The sequence below is a fragment of the Streptomyces sp. NPDC059248 genome (assembly GCF_042753905.1).
GTDB lineage: Bacteria > Actinomycetota > Actinomycetes > Streptomycetales > Streptomycetaceae > Streptomyces.
In genome coordinates, this window is record NZ_JBHYZV010000026.1 from 33448 (window position 1) to 51187 (window position 17740).

The 17740-nt window shown below is 71.3% G+C and carries 21 protein-coding genes and 1 tRNA gene; 19 read left to right on the forward strand and 3 right to left on the reverse strand.

Annotated elements, in window-relative coordinates:
• The first annotated feature begins 229 nt into the window (after positions 1-229).
• The 4 genes from ACFXG1_RS13745 to ACFXG1_RS13760 all read left to right on the forward strand — a co-directional run bounded on the left by ACFXG1_RS13745 (position 230) and on the right by ACFXG1_RS13760 (position 4008).
• Positions 230-943 (forward strand): HNH endonuclease, encoded by a 714-nt coding sequence (locus ACFXG1_RS13745; RefSeq protein WP_384708124.1) that lies wholly within the window; start codon positions 230-232, stop codon positions 941-943.
• A 145-nt stretch (positions 944-1088) separates the two neighbouring features.
• Positions 1089-1415, forward strand: a complete 327-nt coding sequence (locus ACFXG1_RS13750) for a hypothetical protein (protein ID WP_384708127.1) — start codon at positions 1089-1091, stop codon at positions 1413-1415.
• A 226-nt stretch (positions 1416-1641) separates the two neighbouring features.
• A complete protein-coding gene (locus ACFXG1_RS13755) occupies positions 1642-2259 on the forward strand; it encodes an HhH-GPD-type base excision DNA repair protein (RefSeq protein ID WP_384708130.1) in 618 nt (205 codons plus the stop codon).
• 219 nt (positions 2260-2478) lie between these two features.
• A complete protein-coding gene (locus ACFXG1_RS13760; RefSeq protein ID WP_384708197.1) occupies positions 2479-4008 on the forward strand; it encodes a M28 family metallopeptidase in 1530 nt (509 codons plus the stop codon).
• Positions 4009-4079: 71 nt separating this feature from the next.
• On the opposite strand, the gene ACFXG1_RS13765 is transcribed toward ACFXG1_RS13760, so the two are convergent.
• Positions 4080-5651 carry a helicase HerA-like domain-containing protein gene (locus ACFXG1_RS13765; RefSeq protein ID WP_384708133.1) on the reverse strand — a complete coding sequence of 524 codons (1572 nt, stop codon included), beginning with the start codon at positions 5649-5651 and terminating at the stop codon, positions 4080-4082.
• A 109-nt stretch (positions 5652-5760) separates the two neighbouring features.
• Here ACFXG1_RS13765 and ACFXG1_RS13770 point away from each other — a divergent pair, with 109 nt between their 5' ends.
• Together ACFXG1_RS13770 and ACFXG1_RS13775 are read left to right on the forward strand one after the other, a co-directional pair.
• Positions 5761-6057 carry a type II toxin-antitoxin system VapB family antitoxin gene (locus tag ACFXG1_RS13770; RefSeq protein WP_003955420.1) on the forward strand — a complete coding sequence of 99 codons (297 nt, stop codon included), beginning with the start codon at positions 5761-5763 and terminating at the stop codon, positions 6055-6057.
• Between the two features lie 164 nt (positions 6058-6221).
• Positions 6222-6851 carry a LytR C-terminal domain-containing protein gene (locus tag ACFXG1_RS13775; RefSeq protein ID WP_384708136.1) on the forward strand — a complete coding sequence of 210 codons (630 nt, stop codon included), beginning with the start codon at positions 6222-6224 and terminating at the stop codon, positions 6849-6851.
• Positions 6852-6961: 110 nt separating this feature from the next.
• Here the strand turns inward: ACFXG1_RS13775 and upp are convergent, their stop codons facing one another.
• Complete coding sequence (gene upp, locus ACFXG1_RS13780) at positions 6962-7597, reverse strand: uracil phosphoribosyltransferase (RefSeq protein ID WP_384708139.1); 636 nt, start codon at positions 7595-7597, stop codon at positions 6962-6964.
• Positions 7598-7707: 110 nt separating this feature from the next.
• On the opposite strand from upp, the gene ACFXG1_RS13785 reads away from it, so the two are divergent.
• The 12 genes from ACFXG1_RS13785 (at position 7708) to ACFXG1_RS13840 (ending at position 16633) form a co-directional block, all read left to right on the forward strand.
• On the forward strand, positions 7708-8013 hold the full coding sequence (locus tag ACFXG1_RS13785; protein WP_384708142.1) for a hypothetical protein: 306 nt from the start codon (positions 7708-7710) through the stop codon (positions 8011-8013).
• A gap of 194 nt (positions 8014-8207) precedes the next feature.
• Positions 8208-8747, forward strand: a complete 540-nt coding sequence (locus ACFXG1_RS13790; RefSeq protein ID WP_384708146.1) for a hypothetical protein — start codon at positions 8208-8210, stop codon at positions 8745-8747.
• An 84-nt stretch (positions 8748-8831) separates the two neighbouring features.
• Entirely contained in the window at positions 8832-9260 is a 429-nt protein-coding gene (gene tadA, locus ACFXG1_RS13795) for a tRNA adenosine(34) deaminase TadA (protein ID WP_384708200.1), read from the forward strand.
• 67 nt (positions 9261-9327) lie between these two features.
• Positions 9328-9412, forward strand: a tRNA-Ser gene (locus ACFXG1_RS13800).
• Positions 9413-9601: 189 nt separating this feature from the next.
• Complete coding sequence (locus ACFXG1_RS13805; protein WP_384742459.1) at positions 9602-9859, forward strand: hypothetical protein; 258 nt, start codon at positions 9602-9604, stop codon at positions 9857-9859.
• Between the two features lie 375 nt (positions 9860-10234).
• A complete protein-coding gene (locus ACFXG1_RS13810) occupies positions 10235-11740 on the forward strand; it encodes an ATP-binding protein (RefSeq protein WP_384708149.1) in 1506 nt (501 codons plus the stop codon).
• Positions 11741-11960: 220 nt separating this feature from the next.
• A complete protein-coding gene (locus ACFXG1_RS13815) occupies positions 11961-12089 on the forward strand; it encodes a hypothetical protein (RefSeq protein WP_384708152.1) in 129 nt (42 codons plus the stop codon).
• Between the two features lie 338 nt (positions 12090-12427).
• Positions 12428-12592 (forward strand): hypothetical protein, encoded by a 165-nt coding sequence (locus tag ACFXG1_RS13820; protein WP_384708155.1) that lies wholly within the window; start codon positions 12428-12430, stop codon positions 12590-12592.
• 113 nt (positions 12593-12705) lie between these two features.
• Positions 12706-12999, forward strand: coding sequence for a Dabb family protein (locus tag ACFXG1_RS13825; RefSeq protein ID WP_384708158.1), 294 nt, complete (start codon positions 12706-12708; stop codon positions 12997-12999).
• A 187-nt stretch (positions 13000-13186) separates the two neighbouring features.
• On the forward strand, positions 13187-14239 hold the full coding sequence (locus ACFXG1_RS13830) for an RNA polymerase sigma factor SigF (RefSeq protein WP_384708203.1): 1053 nt from the start codon (positions 13187-13189) through the stop codon (positions 14237-14239).
• 235 nt (positions 14240-14474) lie between these two features.
• The gene (locus tag ACFXG1_RS13835; RefSeq protein WP_384708161.1) at positions 14475-15533 is read left to right on the forward strand and encodes an RNA polymerase sigma factor SigF; all 1059 of its coding nucleotides are present in this window, start codon (positions 14475-14477) and stop codon (positions 15531-15533) included.
• 248 nt (positions 15534-15781) lie between these two features.
• A complete protein-coding gene (locus tag ACFXG1_RS13840) occupies positions 15782-16633 on the forward strand; it encodes a hypothetical protein (protein ID WP_384708164.1) in 852 nt (283 codons plus the stop codon).
• A gap of 96 nt (positions 16634-16729) precedes the next feature.
• On the opposite strand, the gene ACFXG1_RS13845 is transcribed toward ACFXG1_RS13840, so the two are convergent.
• Positions 16730-16951: a hypothetical protein gene (locus tag ACFXG1_RS13845; RefSeq protein ID WP_384708167.1), complete on the reverse strand. Its 222-nt coding sequence runs from the start codon at positions 16949-16951 to the stop codon at positions 16730-16732.
• 199 nt (positions 16952-17150) lie between these two features.
• Between ACFXG1_RS13845 and ACFXG1_RS13850 the strand changes: the two genes are divergently transcribed.
• Positions 17151-17660, forward strand: coding sequence for a MarR family winged helix-turn-helix transcriptional regulator (locus tag ACFXG1_RS13850; RefSeq protein ID WP_384708170.1), 510 nt, complete (start codon positions 17151-17153; stop codon positions 17658-17660).
• Positions 17661-17740: the final 80 nt, after the last annotated feature.

Below are 17740 nucleotides of genomic sequence, written 5' to 3' on the forward strand. Positions count from 1 at the left end.
GTCTAACCGGGCCCGGTCTAAGCCCGGCGGTTCTTTCGGCTGGGTCCCTCCTCCACCGGTTAACCGCGCCGGGCCGGGTTGACGGGTGCCCCCGGGGCGGCCGCACCCCCCCCCCCGGCCCCCGCGGCCAGGTGGTCCAACCCCCTCACGGGCTCAAGATTCCACCCGGACGAGTGGGTTGGCCGCCTGGTCAGGGGCCACGGACCCGGCGCGCCGCTATCAACGTCGCATGACCGACCATCCCGTACGCGGCGCCGCGGCCCGCGCCGTCACCCTGGCCGCCACTCTCGTCCTCGCCGTCGCCCCGCTGCTCACCACCGCCCCCGCGGCCGGAGCGGCACCCGCGTCGTCCACCCAGGTCTACCAACTGGAGGACGCGATCTCCTTCCTCGTCGAGGCCGACGAGGACCGCGGCGGCTACACCACGGCCTCCTTCCCCCACTGGAACCAGGGCCTCGACCCCGCCGACGGCTGCACCACCCGCGAGGAGGTGCTGATCGCGGAGGCCCTGGACCAGCCGGCCGTCTCCGGCGGCTGCGCGCTGAGCGGCGGCCGATGGGTCTCGCCGTACGACAACCAGTCCGCGACCGACATCCGGTCCCTGGTCGTCGCCCACGCCGTACCGCTCGCCGAGGCATGGGGATCCGGGGCCAAGGACTGGACCACCGCGCGCCGGGAGGCGTACGCCAACGACCAGGCCGCGTACCCGAGCCTGAACACCGTGACCGCGCGGACCGTCCGCGAGCGCGCCGACGCGGACATCGCGGGCTGGCTGCCGCCCTACGACGGCGCCGTCTGCCGCTACATCGGCGACTGGGTGGCCACCAAGCTCCGGTGGGGCCTGAACGTCGACAAGAACGAGAACGAGATCCTGAAGCTCTTCGCGGACAACTCCTGCGAGACGACCGTCATCTTCTACCGCCCCGCGCCCACATCCCTTTGATCCAGATGAGCCCGCTTTTTCCTACCGCCGAACGAGTGAATTGTATGTTCGCCGGGTTGTACGCCGTGACCTGTCGGCCGGTTCTGCGGATAACCCCGTGAACAGACCACGGTGCACGAACCGACATGGCTCCCGGAGGCGGAGAATGACCAGGGCGACGACGACCCGGCCGACCGAGAACGACCCCACCACCCACCCCATCGCGGAGAGCGCGGCGGCGCCCGCGCGGCGGTCCGACGCCCGGGGCCCGCGTTCCCGGCGGACCCGGCTCCTGCTGACGGCCCTCGGCGCGACGGCGCTGGCGGCCGCGATCCCGGCCCAACCCGCCGCCGCCGACTCCAGCCGCGAGGGCGACCAGTTCACCCTGATCTCCGTCGACCACATCGAGCTGGACGACCCGGCGGAGGACGTCCTGGAGCACGCGGTGATCCTGGAGAACGCCCAGATCCTGCCGGTCCACCACCACCGCTGACCGGGGCGGCGAGGGTCTGCCCCACAGATCGGGCCCGAGCCGCCCCCGCCGACCCACCGGGGTCCCGTCGTACACGGCGACGGGGCCCCGGTGCCGTTTGTCCGGGCTGTATGTCCGGGCCGAATGTCCGGGCCGGACGTCCGGGGGCCGTACCCGCCCCAAGGGTTATCCACAGGCCGCGGCGTGCCGCTGGCGGCCCGTGCCCGCCCGGGTGACCATCGAGAGCATGAGCACCGATCCCACGGAGAAGACCGGGGCCGCTCCGGCCCTCCACCTCGCCCAGCAGCCGGAGGCCGACGCCCTGCTCAGCCGCAGTCCGCTGGCCGCCCTCGTCGGCATGCTGCTCGACCAGCAGGTGCCCATGGAGTGGGCCTTCTCCGGTCCGTACACCATCGCCTCCCGGATGGGCCGGGACGATCTCGACGCCGCCGAGATCGCCGCGTACGACCCCGACGCCTTCGCCGAGCTGCTGAAGGAGAAGCCGGCCGTCCATCGCTATCCGGGCAATATGGCCAAGCGGGTGCAGACGCTCTGCCACTACCTGGTCGAGGAGTACGGCGGCGATGTCACCGCCCTCTGGCGCGGCGTCGACGACGGCGCGGAGCTGCTGGCCCGGCTGAAGGCGCTGCCGGGCTTCGGGGAGCAGAAGGCCAAGATCTTCCTCGCCCTGCTCGGCAAACAGCTGGGGGTACGTCCCCGGGGCTGGCGCGCGGCGGCGGGGGCGTACGGCGAGGCGGGCTCGTACCGTTCGGCCGCCGATATCACCGGGCCCGAGTCGCTGGCCAAGGTCCGGGCGCACAAGCAGGAGGCGAAGCGCGCGGCGAAGGCCGCGAAGGGCGGCTGACGACCGGATGAACCGGGTCCGGATAGGGCCGACCGGGCGAACCGGGCCACCCCGACACAAGGAACAAGCCATTCCGGGGAAGGAGAAGTATGTCAATGCCCTGACACGGGAAGTGAGTTGAGGCACAGACGTTCCCAGGGACGCACCACCCCGGCTAGCTTCCCGTTCGACATGTCCATTACGGGAAGGAACTCTGTGAAGGCAACCCGTCGCAGAGCCGTGGCCACCCTGGCCGCCGCCGCACTCGCGACCCCGCTGCTGCTGGCCTCCGCTTCACCCGCCGCAACGGCCGACCACCACACGCCGAAGGACCGCGGGAGCAGCGCCGCGAAGCTGGCGGCCAAGCTGGTGAAGAAGTCGTCCGCCGACGACGCCTTCGACCACCTGGAGAAGTTCCAGCGGATATCCGACACCACCGGCAACCGCGCCGCCGGTACGCTCGGTTACGACGCCTCGGCCGCCTATGTGTTCCAGCAGCTGAAGAAGGCCGGCTACAACGTCTCGTACCAGCCGTTCCAGTTCCCCTATATCGAGACGCAGGCCGAGAAGCTCGATGTCGTCTCCCCGGCGGCCCGTCCGGTCGGGGTCGTGGCGATGGACTACACCAAGTCCACCCCCGTCGGCGGTATCACGGCCGATCTGGCGGCCGTCCCGGTCGACGCCACCACCGGCTGCGAGCCCACGGACTACGCCTCCGGGACCTACACCGGCAAGATCGCGCTGATCAAGCGCGGCGGCTGCACCTTCGCGCAGAAGCAGGCCACGGCCGCCGACGCGGGCGCCGTCGCCGCCCTGATCTACAACAACCTCGACGGCTCCATGGGCGGCACCCTGGGCGACCCGGCCGGGGTGAAGATCCCCACCGGCGGAGTCGTCCTGACCGAGGGCGAGCGGCTGGCCGGCGAGCTGGCGAACGGTCCCGTACGCGTCAAGCTGGATCTGCGGCAGCTCCAGGAGACCCGGACCACCCGCAATGTGATCGCCGAGACCAAGCACGGCAACGCCGCCAACACGGTCATGCTCGGCGCGCACCTCGACAGCGTCTCCGAGGGCGCGGGCATCAACGACAACGGCTCCGGCTCGGCCGGTCTGCTGGAGGTCGCCGAGGAGCTGGCGAAGGCCGAGAAGCGGCCCACCAACAAGATCCGCTTCGCCTGGTGGGGCGCCGAGGAGAACGGCCTGCTCGGCTCCGAGGCGTATGTCGCGAGCCTGAGCTCCCTCGGCAAGAAGGAGATCAAGGCGTACCTCAACTTCGACATGATCGCCTCGCCGAACTACGGCATCTTCCTCTACGACGGCGACGACTCGGACGGCGTGGGCGCGGGCCCCGGCCCCGAGGGCTCCGCGCAGATCGAGCGCGATATGCAGAAGTTCCTCGACGGACGGAACACCCCGCACGAGGGCACCGACTTCAGCGGTCGTTCCGACTACGGCCCGTTCATCGAGGTCGGCATCCCGGCGGGCGGCACGTTCACCGGCGCCGAGGTCAAGAAGACGGAGGCCCAGGCGGCGAAGTTCGGCGGGACCGCCGGTATCGCCTACGACCCGAACTACCACGGTGCGGGCGACAATCTGAGCAATGTCAGCATGAAGGCGTTCGGGATCAATATCGGCATCATCGCCAACGCGGCCGGTACCTACGCCCATGACATCAGCTCGCTCACCAAGCCGGTGCCCCCGGCCGGCCCGACCGGCGGCCCGTCAGGCAGCGGCGGACTGCGCGACGGACACACGGTCGTGACCGAGTAACACCCCACGCACCACCCGGCGGAGGCGCGCTCGGCGCCTCCGCCGGAACGTACCGACCCGGATTCCCGGGTTCAGCGCCTCCGCCGGGACGTACCGAAGAGGGAGCGGGTGATCTCCCGCCCCAGCTGGGTACCGACCGAGCGGGCCAGCGACTTGAAGGCACCGCTCCCCACCACCTGCGCCACCAGCGACTCCCGTTCCGGCTCCGTCGGTTCGGGGTGCGGCTCCCGGGCCCGCTCGGGCTCGGCGGACTGGACGGGCTCGGCGGACTCGGCGGACTTCGCGGGCGCCGACGGCGTCGCGGTCAGCTTCTCGTACGCCGACTCCCGGTCCACCGCCCGCGCGTACGTCTCGTACGACGGCGACGACCGCACCGAAGCCTCCAGGGCCGCCGGATCGATCCGCCCCATCAGCGACTCCGGCGCCCGCAGCCGGACCGCGGCGACAGGCGTCGGCGCGCCCGACTCGCTCAGCACGGTCACCACGGCCTCGCCCGTCCCCAGACCGGTCAGCACCTCTTCGAGGTCGTACGGCGAGGTGGGAAACGTCCGGACCGTCGCCGTCAGCGCCTTGGCATCGTCCGGGGTGAACGCCCGCAGCGCGTGCTGCACCCGGTTCCCGAGCTGTCCCAGCACATCGGCCGGGACGTCCTTCGGCGTCTGGGTGACGAAGAAGACCCCGACGCCCTTGGACCGGATCAGCCGCACCGTCTGCGTGATCGACTCCAGGAACGCCTTCGACGCGCCCGTGAAGAGCAGATGCGCCTCGTCGAAGAAGAACACCAGCTTCGGCCGGTCCGTGTCGCCGACCTCCGGCAGATCGTGGAAGAGATCCGCCAGCAGCCACATCAGGAACGTCGAGAACAGCCGCGGCCGGTCCTGCACCGCCGCCAGCTCCAGTACGGAGACGATCCCCCGCCCGTCCGGCGCGGTCCGCAGCAGCTCCGCCGTGTCGAACTCGGGCTCGCCGAAGAAACCGGCCGCGCCCTGCTGTTCGAAGGCGGTCAGCGCGCGCAGGATCACCCCGGCCGTGGCCGGCGAGAGCCCGCCGACGGTCCGCAGTTCGGCCCTCCCCTCGTCCGACACCAGGAAGGCGACGACCGCCCGCAGATCCTTGAGGTCGTACAGCTCCAGACCCTTGGCGTCCGCGTAATGGAAGATCAGCCCGAGGGACTGCTCCTGCGTCTGGTTGAGGTCGAGCACCTTGGCGAGCAGCACCGGGCCGAAGTCGGTGACGGTGGCACGGACCGGGATCCCCGGGCCGATACCGCCGAGCGCGTAGAACTCCGCGGGACGGCCGTCGGCCCGCCACTCCTGCCCCACACCGGCCGCCCGCTCACGGACCTTGTCGCCCGGTTCGCCCGGCGCGGAGATCCCCGACAGATCGCCCTTGACGTCCGCGAGGAAGACGGGGACGCCGTGCGCCGACAGCTGCTCGGCGATCAGCTGGAGCGTCTTGGTCTTGCCGGTACCGGTGGCACCCGCGACCAGACCGTGCCGGTTGAGCATCGCCAGCGGTACGCGGACGGGCGCGTCGGGCCGGGGAACGCCGTCCCACAGCACCGCGCCCAGCTCCAGCGCAGGGCCCTCGAAGGCATACCCCTCGGCGATCCGCCGGACGGGCTCGGCGCTGTCGTCGGCCATGTCGTACCCCGATTTCCCCGGGCGGATTCCTTGTTTGTCAGCCTTCGCCCAGGATCGCACCGGCCCGCCATGGCTGCGCCCGGAGGGGCTTGACCGGTAGGCTTTCCGTGTGATCTTCAAGCGCATCGGAAACGGACGGCCTTACCCCGACCATGGCCGGGAATCCACCCGGCAGTGGGCGGATGTCGCACCGCGCCCGGTCCGCCTCGATCAGCTCGTGACCACCAAGGGCCAGCTGGACCTCGAAACGCTGCTCGCGGAGGACTCGACCTTCTACGGCGACCTCTTCGCGCACGTCGTGAAGTGGCAGGGCGATCTGTATCTGGAGGACGGGCTGCACCGCGCGGTGCGCGCGGCGCTCCAGCAGCGCCAGGTGCTGCACGCCCGCGTCCTCGAACTGGGCTGAGCGACCCGGGGTCGGACCGACGGTCGGACCGGGGATCGGGTCGGGGATCGGACCGCCTGATCGGCGGCGCCCGCTGGGCCTTTCGGGCCCTTTCCGGGGCCGTACGGGCGCAACCCGTAGATCATCTTGTAGGCATGGCGTCCCGGTCGCACTACGCTGCGCCCATGAGCATGCTGACTCCTCCCGGGATGGGGGGAAAGTACCGCATCACGGGCGAGGTGTATCCCCGGATGCGCCGACCCCGCAACCGCCGCAGGATCGTCGTCGCCGCGGTCGGCGCGGTGGTGGCCCTCGGACTGGCCGGCTGGGGAACGGTCCAGCTCATCGACGCCTTTACCGGCGGCTCCGACCAGGAGACCACCGCATCGCGCAAGCCGGGCTGCGCCCCGTCGAAGGGCACGGCCGGGGCGGTGCCCAAACCCCGGGTCACCCTCAAACCCGCGCAGATCACGGTGAACGTCTACAACGCGACCCCGCGCGGCGGTCTGGCGAAGGCCGCGGCCGAGGAGCTGAAGGCCCGCGGCTTCACCATCGGCAAGGTGGGCAACGCCACGGCCGACTACGACAAGAAGGTCCCGGGCGCCGGCATCCTGCTGGGCGCGCCCGGCGCGGTGAAGGGCCCGTTCCCGGTCCTGGGCACCCAGCTGCCCGGGGCGCCCACGAAGACCGACACCCGGACCACGGCCGACATCGACCTGATCATCGGTACGGCTTACAAGGCGCTGGCCCCGCGCCCGGCGGCGGACAAGGCCCTGACAACCCTGGCGAACCCGGCCCGCACCCCGGCCTGCTGACGGCACGCCGGGGCCCCGGCCGCCTGGTGACACGTACCACCGAAATCAAAAGGGCGATCGGGTCCGTCTCGTCGCGCCGTCGCTCCGCCGTGGGTTACTCCGCGGCCCGGCTACTCCGCGGCGCCGTACATCCGGTCGCCCGCGTCGCCGAGGCCCGGCACGATGTAGCCCTGCTCGTTGAGGTGCTCGTCGACCGACGCGGTGACGACGGTCACCGGCGTCCCCGCCAGCTCACGCTCCATCACCTCGACGCCCTCGGGCGCCGCCAGCAGCACGACGGCCGTGACGTCGTCGGCGCCCCGGTCGATCAGCTCGCGGATCGCGGCGACCAGGGTGCCGCCGGTCGCCAGCATCGGGTCGAGCACGTACACCTGGCGCCCGGACAGGTCCTCCGGCATCCGGGTCGCGTAGGTCGACGCCTCCAGCGTCTCCTCGTTGCGGATCATCCCGAGGAAGCCGACCTCGGCGGTGGGCAGCAGCCGCACCATGCCGTCGAGCATGCCGAGACCGGCCCGCAGGATCGGCACCACCAGGGGCCGCGGGTACGAGAGCTTCACACCGGTCGTCGACGTCACCGGCGTGTCGATGTCGACCTGCTCGGTCCGCACGTCCCGCGTCGCCTCGTAGGCGAGCAGGGTGACCAGCTCGTCGGCGAGCCGCCGGAAGGTGGGGGAGTCGGTGCGCCTGTCGCGCAGCGTCGTGAGCTTGTGCGCCACCAGCGGGTGGTCGACAACGTGGATCCGCATGTCCTCCACAGTAGCCCGGCCCCGCGACCCGGCTCGCATCAACCGAGGTGGGCGGGGGAAGGTGGAGGCATACGAGTGGCAGACGCAAAGCCGTTGGGTGGTGAGGCCCCGTGCCGGAACCCGGTCGCGAACGACGCGCGACACCGTGTGAGAAGCGCTACACAGAAGAAGGGGGCGACCCCGCGAAGGCCTGCGGGCCTCCCCCCGACGCCGACGGCGCCGGCGGTGCCGGGGTCGCCGACGGCGCCGGTGACGACCTCGGCGATCCCGAATCGGAGGAGACCCGCCGCAGGCGGCGCGCCGCGTTCCTGCGGGAGCTGAACGAGGCGAAGGCCCTGCGCGAGCGGGTCCAGCCGCGCCGCGCCCGCGCCGCGCGGATGCGCCAGCAGATGCGGATGCGGACCTTCCGCTGGTGATCCGGAAGCCGCCGGTACGGCCGGGAGAGGCTCCCCACCGGGTAACTCCGATGGCGCGCGGAAAAAGAACTGGTGGCCGACGCAACGACGGAAGACCTCTCGCAAAGCCCGGGTTTCTGCCACGATTCCGATTGGGGCGGGGCAGCCACGCCGCGCCGCCGGTCGTCACACCTCTGATCAGTGGGAGAGTCACGGTGTACTTCGCCGCACTGCTCGCGCGCACTCAAGACGGGTGGGAAGCGAGCGACACGGAGCTCGACGATGTGGAGTCCCTGGCCGATCTGGCCGATCTGGCCCGGGAAGCCGCGTCCGACGACGAGACGGTGATCGTCTTCATCGAGCAGGAGGACGTCTGGTTCGGCCTCGTGCGGGTGGAGGGCGAGGAGGACCCCCGGGTCTTCGTCTCGAACGCGGCCCTGGCCGCCCGCTCCTCGTACGGGGAGATCCTGACCAAGGAAGTGCTCGGCGGGGTCGAGGACGACCCGGCCGACGACCTCGACGCGCTCGACCTCGACGGCACCGAGGACGGCGAGCCGGAGCCCGACGCCGCCGAGGGCGATCCGGACGGCCCCGCCGGCCCCGAAGGCACGGTCCCCCCGGGCCCCGTCGGCGACGCCCGTATCCTCGCGGACCTCGGCGTCACGGAGCCCGATCTGCTCGCCCTGAGCGACGACGCCCTCGGCGAGATCGCGGAGGCCCTCGGCGCCGGAGAGGTGCTGGAGGCCGTCCGCTAGGGTCTTTCCTTTCACATCAGGCGGGAAAGAGAGGCCTTGGTGGCGGACGCACTGGATCCGGTACGGGCCCCCTGGGAAGCGCCGATGCGTCTCGCCGTCGCCGAGGCGGGACGCGCGGCGCTCGCGGGCGACGTCCCGGTCGGCGCGCTCGTCCTCGACGCCGACGGCCGGGTCCTGGCCTCGGCCCACAACGAGCGCGAACTGACCGGCGACCCCACGGCACACGCCGAGGTCCTGGCGATCCGCCGCGCCGCCGAACACCGCCCGGGCTGGCGGCTGACCGGCTGCACGCTGGTGGTCACCCTGGAACCGTGCACGATGTGCGCGGGCGCGATCACCCAGTCCCGGGTGGACCGGGTGGTCTACGGCGCCCGGGACGAGAAGGCGGGCGCGGTCGGATCCCTGTGGGACGTCGTACGCGACCGCCGCCTCAACCACCGCCCCGAGGTGATCGCGGGCGTCCTGGAAGAGGCCTGTGCGGCCCCCCTGACCGCGTTCTTCCGCACCCGCTGACCTTCCCTCCGCTCCACCCCTCATAAGGATTTCGGCCCCGGGCACACCTTGGGCTAAGCTCTCTCTCGGTAGCGTGTCCGAGCGGCCGAAGGAGCTCGCCTCGAAAGCGAGTGTGGCGCAAGTCACCGAGGGTTCAAATCCCTCCGCTACCGCTCTTGAAAACCGCCCCTGACCTGCGAAAACAGGTCAGGGGCGGTTTTGCGTTGGCCTCCGCGGCAACACCAGCGGGTCAGTGACGGAGACCGCCGCGCTCCACTGGTCCATGACGTTCCGGTGCGGCCGGCGCGCGGCCTCGCGGGTGTCGGCGAAAGACGCCGAAAGGTGCGGAGGGGCAGCAGGACATGGACCCGGACAGGGACAGAGACCGGGGCAGGAACGAGCCCCGCCGCGAGCCCCGCCGCCACTGGGCCGACCCCCGCTACCGCGATGTCGTGGACCATCTCATGGACGAGGTCCGGGCGACGAACCACGGCCGGGGCGGTCTTGCCTGCGGGCTCTGCGGCGGCCTGCGGGTGGTTCTGATGGTCCACCCGCAGGCCGGGGAGCCGTTCCAGCCGTTCAGCGTCCCCTGCTCGTCCTGCAATCCCGGCGGGGCGTAGCCGGAGGATCGCCTCCACATCACGCCGGCGCCGACCGCCGCGGCGGCCTGCACCACGTTCCCCTTGTCATGTCGTTCCGCACTGTTGTGACCCCGTTCTTACGGAACGGCCATGAGCACGAACGAGGGGAGCAGCGTGGCCAACGCGTTCAGCGGCCAGTACACCACCGCTGTCCACGACCAGGTCCGCATGCGCCCCATTTTTCACGCTCATGCCCGGCGTCACTGGCTGCGGGACATTGCTTCAGGGGGACCGGGCCGCTCCCGGACGGCATCGGACTTCTCGACTCACCTTGGGGCAGTGTCGACCAATCCCAGTACGACCGATTCCGTCGAAGTAGACTTCGACGGAATCGGTCGGAGTCTAGGAGACCTGATGAAGGACAACCTGCCGGCCAAGCCGGATGACGTGGTGGACCGGGACCGGGAGTGGACTCTGCTCACGGAGTTCCTGGCCGATCCGGATCCTGCGATGCGGCTCGGCATCGTGTCCGGGCGGCGGCGGCACGGGAAGTCGTATCTGCTGCAGGCCCTGTCCGAACGAGTCGGCGGTTTGCATGTGACGGCGGTCCGGGAAGAGGGGCGGCTGCCCGCCATCCGCCGGTTCAGTGACGCGATCGCCGCCCACGCCGGCCTGCGGCCGGGCAGCCTGAATCTGACTGACTGGTACGACGTGCTGTCCAATGCCTTGGACGTCACGGCCCGTTCGCCGCATCCGCTGCTGGTGATCGACGAACTTCCTTACCTGCTCCAGCACTCGCCTGAGATCCCGGGGCTGCTTCAGCAGCTCTACGACGAACGCCAGCGCGGCAACCGGCCCGGGGCCGGACCGGGCCCGCGCCTGATCCTGTGCGGCTCCGCGATGAGCGTCATGCACGAACTGCTCTCGGGGACGAAGCCACTGCGCGGCCGGGCCGTCGTCGACCTGCGCCTCGGCCCCTTCGGCTACCGGGACAGCCGCGCCTTCTGGCAGATCGAGGACCCGCTGACCGCACTCAAGGTGCACGCGGTCCTCGGCGGGGCGCCCGGCTACCGGCCGGTGGCCGGCCGTCCGCACCCCGATGACGGGTTCGACACGTGGCTTGCCCGGACGCTTCTCGACCCGGGCCGGGCGGTGTACTCGCGCACCGAGACCGAGTACCTGCTGCGCGAGGATCCAAGGATCACGCAGCACACGCTGTACTACGATGTCCTCACCGCGATCGCGAACGGCGCCACCACCCCCAGCAAGATCGGTGCGGCCCTGGAACGCCCGCGCAATGTCGTCGCACACCCGCTCGGAGTGCTGGAGTCGACCGGGTACATCAAGCGGGAACAGGACATCCTCCGCGCCCGGCATCCGGTCATCACCCTCGCCGACCCGGTCATCCGCTTCAACCAGCTGATCACCCTGCCGCAGGTGGCCGCTGTGGAGCAGGGCTTCGCCGAGCCGGTGTGGCAGCAGGCCACTCCGACCTTCAACTCCAAGATCCTCGGCCCGCACTTCGAGGACTTGGCCCGCGACTTCACGCGCCGTTACTCCCACACCCTGTTGCCCGGTGGACTGACCGGTCCGGTGGGCACGACGGAGGTCGCCGACCAGGCCACCCGGACGAAACACGAGGTCGACGTCATCGCCCTGGCCGCCGGGGAGCGTCCGCAGGCGCCCCGGGCGAGGGTCGCACTCCTCGGCGAGGCCAAGGCGACCGCCGCCCGCCGGGGAACCGGCGACCTACAGCGCCTGGAACGCATCCGCACTCTCCTCGCCGAGCAGGGATACGACGTCGACGGCACCACTCTGGCCCTGTACTCCCTGCACGGTTTCTATCCCGACCTGGCCGAGCTCGCCACCAGGCGCGACGATGTCCTCCTGGTCGATCTGCCTACCCTCTACGGAGGGTGATGCCTGTCGGCGCGGACCGTCGTCGGCCGCCCGCGAGCTGTACACGACGGCTTCCGGAATCCCTGGACAGGGCGCCGTCCAGCAGCGGCCGTGCCATGCATGGGGAGCCTGCCGAACGCCCCTCGGTACCAGCCGGCGCAAGAGGACGCAACAGAGCTCAGCGGGACGGAGACGCCCCAATTTTTCCGGCTCTCAGGAAAAACCGCAGGTGAGACCGGTCATGTGCTCCAGCCGGCCCCGCGGGGCTCACGTCCTCTACTTCGACCGCGGCAGGGGTTGGCTGCGGTTCACCTTCGTGGGCCGTGTGGAGGATCCGCAGATCGTCGTGGAGGAGATCTTCTGGCAGTGACGCGCCGGAGGGGCCGTCCGGCGCGGCGCCGGGACGAAGTCGGGAAGAGGTCGGGGGAAGCGGCATCGGGGGAGAGCCGCTCCCCCCGGCGGGGACCGGTACGTGCTGGTCGGGGCGCGGGCCGCGATCGGGGGAAGCGTCGGACCGCGCGGCCCGGGGCGCGGGCCGGTCGCCGGCCCGGGGATTCCTGCCAGATCCGTCCGGGCCTGTGCCCATCCTGCTGCCCCCGCGGCCCGGATCCGTTCGGCAAAGGGCCCGCGTTCACAGGCCCTTGGTCCATAAAGGCTCGGTTAGACTTCCGCGACCGCGCACGGGAACGGGACGGGGAGGCGTAGCAGATGGCCCAAGTGCAGAAGATCGCGTTCTATCTCGTCATCGTATTCGTGCTGTACACGATCATCACGGACCCGGAGAAGGCCGCGGACCTGGTCCAGATAGGCTTCGAGGCCATATCGGACGCGGCACAGTCCGTCGGTGACTTCATGTCCGGACTCGTCGACTAGACCGGCCCAGGCTCAGGCCCCGGCCCGGTCCAGGCCCGGTCCCGGAAGGCGTCACGGCCGTCCGTCGCCGCCGTCCGTGCCGTTCCTGCCGACCGACCCGATCGAGGAGTCCCGTGATCCGCCACCTGGTGCTGTTCAAGCTGAATGACGGCGTCGTACGGGACGAGCCGCGGGTCGCCGCGGGCGCGGCGGCGTTCGAGGCGCTCGACGGGCAGGTGCCGGAGATCGCGCAGTGGGAGTGCGCGTGGAACTTCTCCGACCGCCCCATCGCCTACGACTACGCGATCAACTGCGCCGTGGCCGACCGTGATGCGCTCCAGCGGTATCTGGAGCACCCCGCGCACCAGGCCGCGGCGGCTCTGTGGCGGGAGTTCGCCACGTGGGTCATCGCCGACTACGAGATCTGAGCCGCCCTCGTCTCACCCTTAAGAAGACGCCCCTTGCCTCCGAGGCAAGGGGCGTTTTGAGGTTTGAACCCCAACTTGCCTTCAACACGGCTTTATCAGGTGCTTGCACACAGTGGACATGTCTTGTGATGCTATGACCGCTTTTGATGGATGAGTTGACCGTAGTTGACCGCGAAGGGGTGGCGTTATCGTGCCGGCCAGTACAGCGCCTCGTCAGGCGCCGCCCCAGACCGCGATCCCGGACGGAAGTCCGGGCGCCGGTCCGCCCGGCCCGGCCCCGGCCCCGGATACCGGACCGGGCGCCGGGCCCGCGCCCGTACCCGCCCCCGGGGCCAGCACGGACTCCGGCTCCGGCGACGGCAACGGCCCGGGCGACGGCAACAGCAACGGCTCCGGCTCCGGCTCCGGCGACACCGCGCCCGCCGCCGATAGTGAGGGTGCCGACCAGGACTCTTCCGCCACCCCCGCCCGCGGCAGCCGGGGCGCCGACACCCGGGCCCTGACCCAGGTCCTCTTCGGCGAGCTGAAGTCCCTCCCGCCCGGCACCCCCGAGCACACCCGGGTCCGCGGCGCCCTGATCGAGGCCAATCTGCCGCTGGTCCGGTACGCGGCGGCCCGCTTCCGGAGCCGTAACGAGCCGATGGAGGACGTCGTCCAGGTCGGCACCATCGGTCTGATCAACGCCATCGACCGGTTCGACCCCGACCGCGGGGTCCAGTTCCCGACCTTCGCGATGCCCACGGTCGTCGGAGAGATTAAACGATACTTCCGGGACAACGTACGGACCGTCCACGTCCCGCGCCGCCTCCACGAGCTGTGGGTCCAGGTCAACGGCGCGACCGAGGACCTGACCACCGCCCACGGCCGTACCCCCACCACCGCCGAGATCGCGGAGCGGCTGAAGATCGGCGAGGACGAGGTGCTCGCCTGTATCGAGGCCGGGCGCTCCTACCACGCGACCTCTTTGGAAGCCGCCCAGGAGGGCGACGGGCTCCCCGGGCTGCTCGACCGGCTCGGATACGAGGACCCGGCGCTGGCGGGCGTCGAGCATCGCGACCTGGTCCGGCATCTGCTCGTACAGCTGCCCGAACGCGAACAGCGGATCCTGATGCTCCGCTACTACAGCAATCTGACGCAGTCCCAGATCAGCCAGGAGCTGGGCGTCTCGCAGATGCATGTGTCAAGACTCCTCGCCCGGAGCTTCGCCCGATTGCGATCCGCAAACAGGATCGAGAGCTAGCCGGAACGGGTAGAGACCGTTCGGAGGCATCCGCGCGGGTCAACATCCGTACACCCCCTGCTTCCTGCGTTGATTCGTTTCTCACATGTCGACTTGTCACTTCAGAGCGTTGCCGACATGTGACATTCTGCGGGAGACGCGTTTGCCGCAGCCTTCCCGCCGGTATCTCAGGGGCAGGCTGCGTTCCTCCGTTGGTCGCGGCCACCGCGACCGACCGCGACCTCTAGGGGGTGGCATGTCCGCAGAACAGGGCAGCTCGAAGGTGCTCACGCGCACGCCCGCGTCCGCGTCCGTATCCGGCTCCGTGTCGGAAGCGCTGACCGGCCTGCCGGAACTGACGGCGATGCCGGAACTGGCCGATCTGACGCAGACCGTTCCGGACCAGCCGGCCGAATCGCGACCCGAGGCGGGAGCCGGTCTCGACTCCGCGCCCGGACCGGACCGCGCCGCGGACGCCGGGGAACCGGCCGACAGCGCCTCCGGTGCCGCCGCCGTGCCCGACGTCGCACCGGTATCGGACGTCATCGACACCCGTACGCTGTCCCGCTCCCTGTTCCTGCGGCTGCGCGCCCTCGACAACCAGGGCACCGGCGACAGCCCGGAGCGCACCTATGTACGCGACACCCTGATCGAGCTGAACCTCCCCCTCGTCCGGTACGCGGCGGCCCGCTTCCGCAGCCGCAACGAGCCGATGGAGGACATCGTCCAGGTCGGCACGATCGGCCTGATCAAGGCGATCGACCGTTTCGACTGCGAACGCGGTGTGGAGTTCCCGACGTTCGCGATGCCGACGGTCGTCGGTGAGATCAAGCGCTTCTTTCGCGACACCTCCTGGTCGGTGCGGGTGCCGCGCCGCCTCCAGGAGCTGCGGCTGGCGCTGACGAAGGCGAGCGACGAGCTGTCGCAGCGCCTCGACCGCTCCCCGACCGTGCCCGAACTGGCCGCGGTGCTCGGGGTGTCGGAGGAAGAGGTCGTCGACGGTCTCGCGGTCGGCAACGCCTACACGGCGTCGTCGCTCGACTCCCCCTCCCCGGAGGACGACGGCGGCGAGGGCTCCCTCGCCGACCGCCTCGGATACGAGGACACGGCGCTGGAGGGCGTGGAGTACCGCGAGTCGCTGAAGCCGCTGCTGGCCAAACTGCCGCCCCGCGAGCGGCAGATCATCATGCTGCGTTTCTTCGCCAATATGACCCAGTCGCAGATCGGCGAGGAGGTCGGCATCTCGCAGATGCATGTCTCCCGGCTGCTGACGCGGACGCTCGCCCAGCTCCGCCAGGGCCTGACCGCCGACTGATCACCCGTCCGACCACCTGTCCCACCACCTGTCCGATCACCCGTCCGACCACCCGCCGGGGCCGTCGACCGGTCGTTCCGCACCCGGCCCGTCGCCTCCGGAAGGAACCGTGCTCCCGGGCGCCCCGCGCCCGGCGCCCGGCCCCTGTGGCGGAGGTGCGCCGTCGTGACCGGAGGTTCCCGGCCGAGTCCGGGGGGACCGGGTGCCGCGGGGTTCCGTGTTGACGGTGTGTCAGCCAGACTGGCGCGATGCGACGACGTCAGAAGGCGGTCATCGTGGTGACGGCGCTCTGTCTGGGCGGGGCGCTGACCGCGTGCGGGGGCAGTGACGACGACGGTTACGCGGCGGTCGGCCCGGCCGGTCCGGGGGGCGCGTCGCAGGGCGCGGTGCCGCCGAAAGGCGGGGTGACCCTGCTGCCGCTGCGGCCCGGGGCGCCGTCCGGCGGCCAGCCCTCCGCCGTGTCCGGCTCCGCGTCTCCCCCTTCTTCCGCCGCCGCCCCCGCCACGGACCCGCCGACCCGCCCCGGACCCATCCCGGGCGCCGACGCGCGCGGCGACACCGGTGACGGTGGGGCCGGAAGGACGAACGGAAGGACGAGTGGCGGCGGTACGGCTCCGGGGCCGGGCGCCCCCGCCACCACCCCGGAAGGCCCGGACGGTCCACAGGACCCCGGCGGCTCGGGCGGTTCGGGTGGTTCGGGTGGAACGGGCGGCTCCGGCGGGTCGGGAGGGTCGGCCCCGCCCGGCGGCAGCCCGCCGCCCGCCGGAACCCCGACGCCGAAGCCACCGCCCGGCCCCGCGGTGATCGCCGTCGGCGACCCGGTCCTGGCGAAGACGGACCGGCGCTGGTGCGAGCGGGTGACCGTGGAACTCCGGAACACCGGCGGCAGGCCCGCCACCGCCGGCACGGTCGTCTTCGAGACCCACATCATCGGCGCGCTCGGCTTCGACTGGGCCACCGTCACGACCCGGCAGGCGCTCCCGGCCCCGATCGCGCCGGGGACCGTACGGGACGCGTCGTACACCGTGTGCGTTGACTCCTGGCGCGTACCGCTCGGAATGCGGATCGAGACCCAGGACGTGACGGCCGACTGGACGTAACCGGGTAAAAGCCACCCCCACCCGGCCCGGGATCGCCGAACCACCGGCTCACAGCGTCACCGGGTTACCGGCTCACCGCGTCACCGGGTCGCGACCTCAGCCCAGGGCGAGCCAGAGCGCTCCGCCGAGCACGGCAAGGGCGACGACGATCCCGGCGATCAGGCCGGTCCGGGACGACGAACGCCCGGCGCCCGCGCCCCGCCGGCGCCCCTCGGGCGCCCCCTCGTCGACGAACGCACGGAACATCTGGGTACTGCCCGCGGGGTCGTGCGCGCCCTCGGGGCCCTGGCCGTGGGGAACTTGGGGGTTGTGTGCCATGGGCCCCGACCCTAGCGAACCGGCCGTGACGCCCCAAGCCCCCCGGTCTCCGGCCCCCGTGGGCCGATCTCCCCTTGGCGATTTCTTTACTGCCGCAAGCCCCGCCGTGAACAGATTTCATTTGCCTTGAGCAACCACCTAATCTATGGTTGCTCTAAGCAACAACAATGACCACACCTGTCAGGGGGGAGTCCGGGCCATGGCAGCCCAGAGCCGATACGCCGATCTGGCCCGCCAGCTGAACTCGATCGGCGCCCTGCGGCGCGGTCTGCTGCGCGCGCTGCCCGCCGACTGCCCGTCAGGCCCCGCCGCCACCCTCGCCCTGCTGCACCGCCACGGCGAGATGCGGCTGAGCGGGCTGTGCGAGCTGCTCGCCGTCGATATGTCGGTGACCAGCAGACATGTGGCCCACACGGTGGACCGCGGCTGGGTGGAGCGGGCCCCCGACCCCGGTGACCGCCGCTCCCGGCTGCTGCGGCTCACCCCTGCGGGCACGGCCAAACTCGGCGAGCTGCACGACCGCAGCGCCGATCTGCTGGCCCGGCGGCTCGCGGACTGGTCGGACCCGGAGATCGGCGAGCTGATCAGGATGCTCGAACGGCTGCGGGAGTCCTTCACCGGCGACTGCCGGCCCCCGGGCGGCACCGGGCCCGACGCCCCGTACGACGCGCCCGCCCCCGTACCCCCCGCGCAGGGCGCCCCCGGCTGACCGGCCGCCTCCGCGACCCCGGCCGACCCCCGGAACGAACCACCGGCAGCGGCACCCCACCAACCCCACTGCCCCCAAGA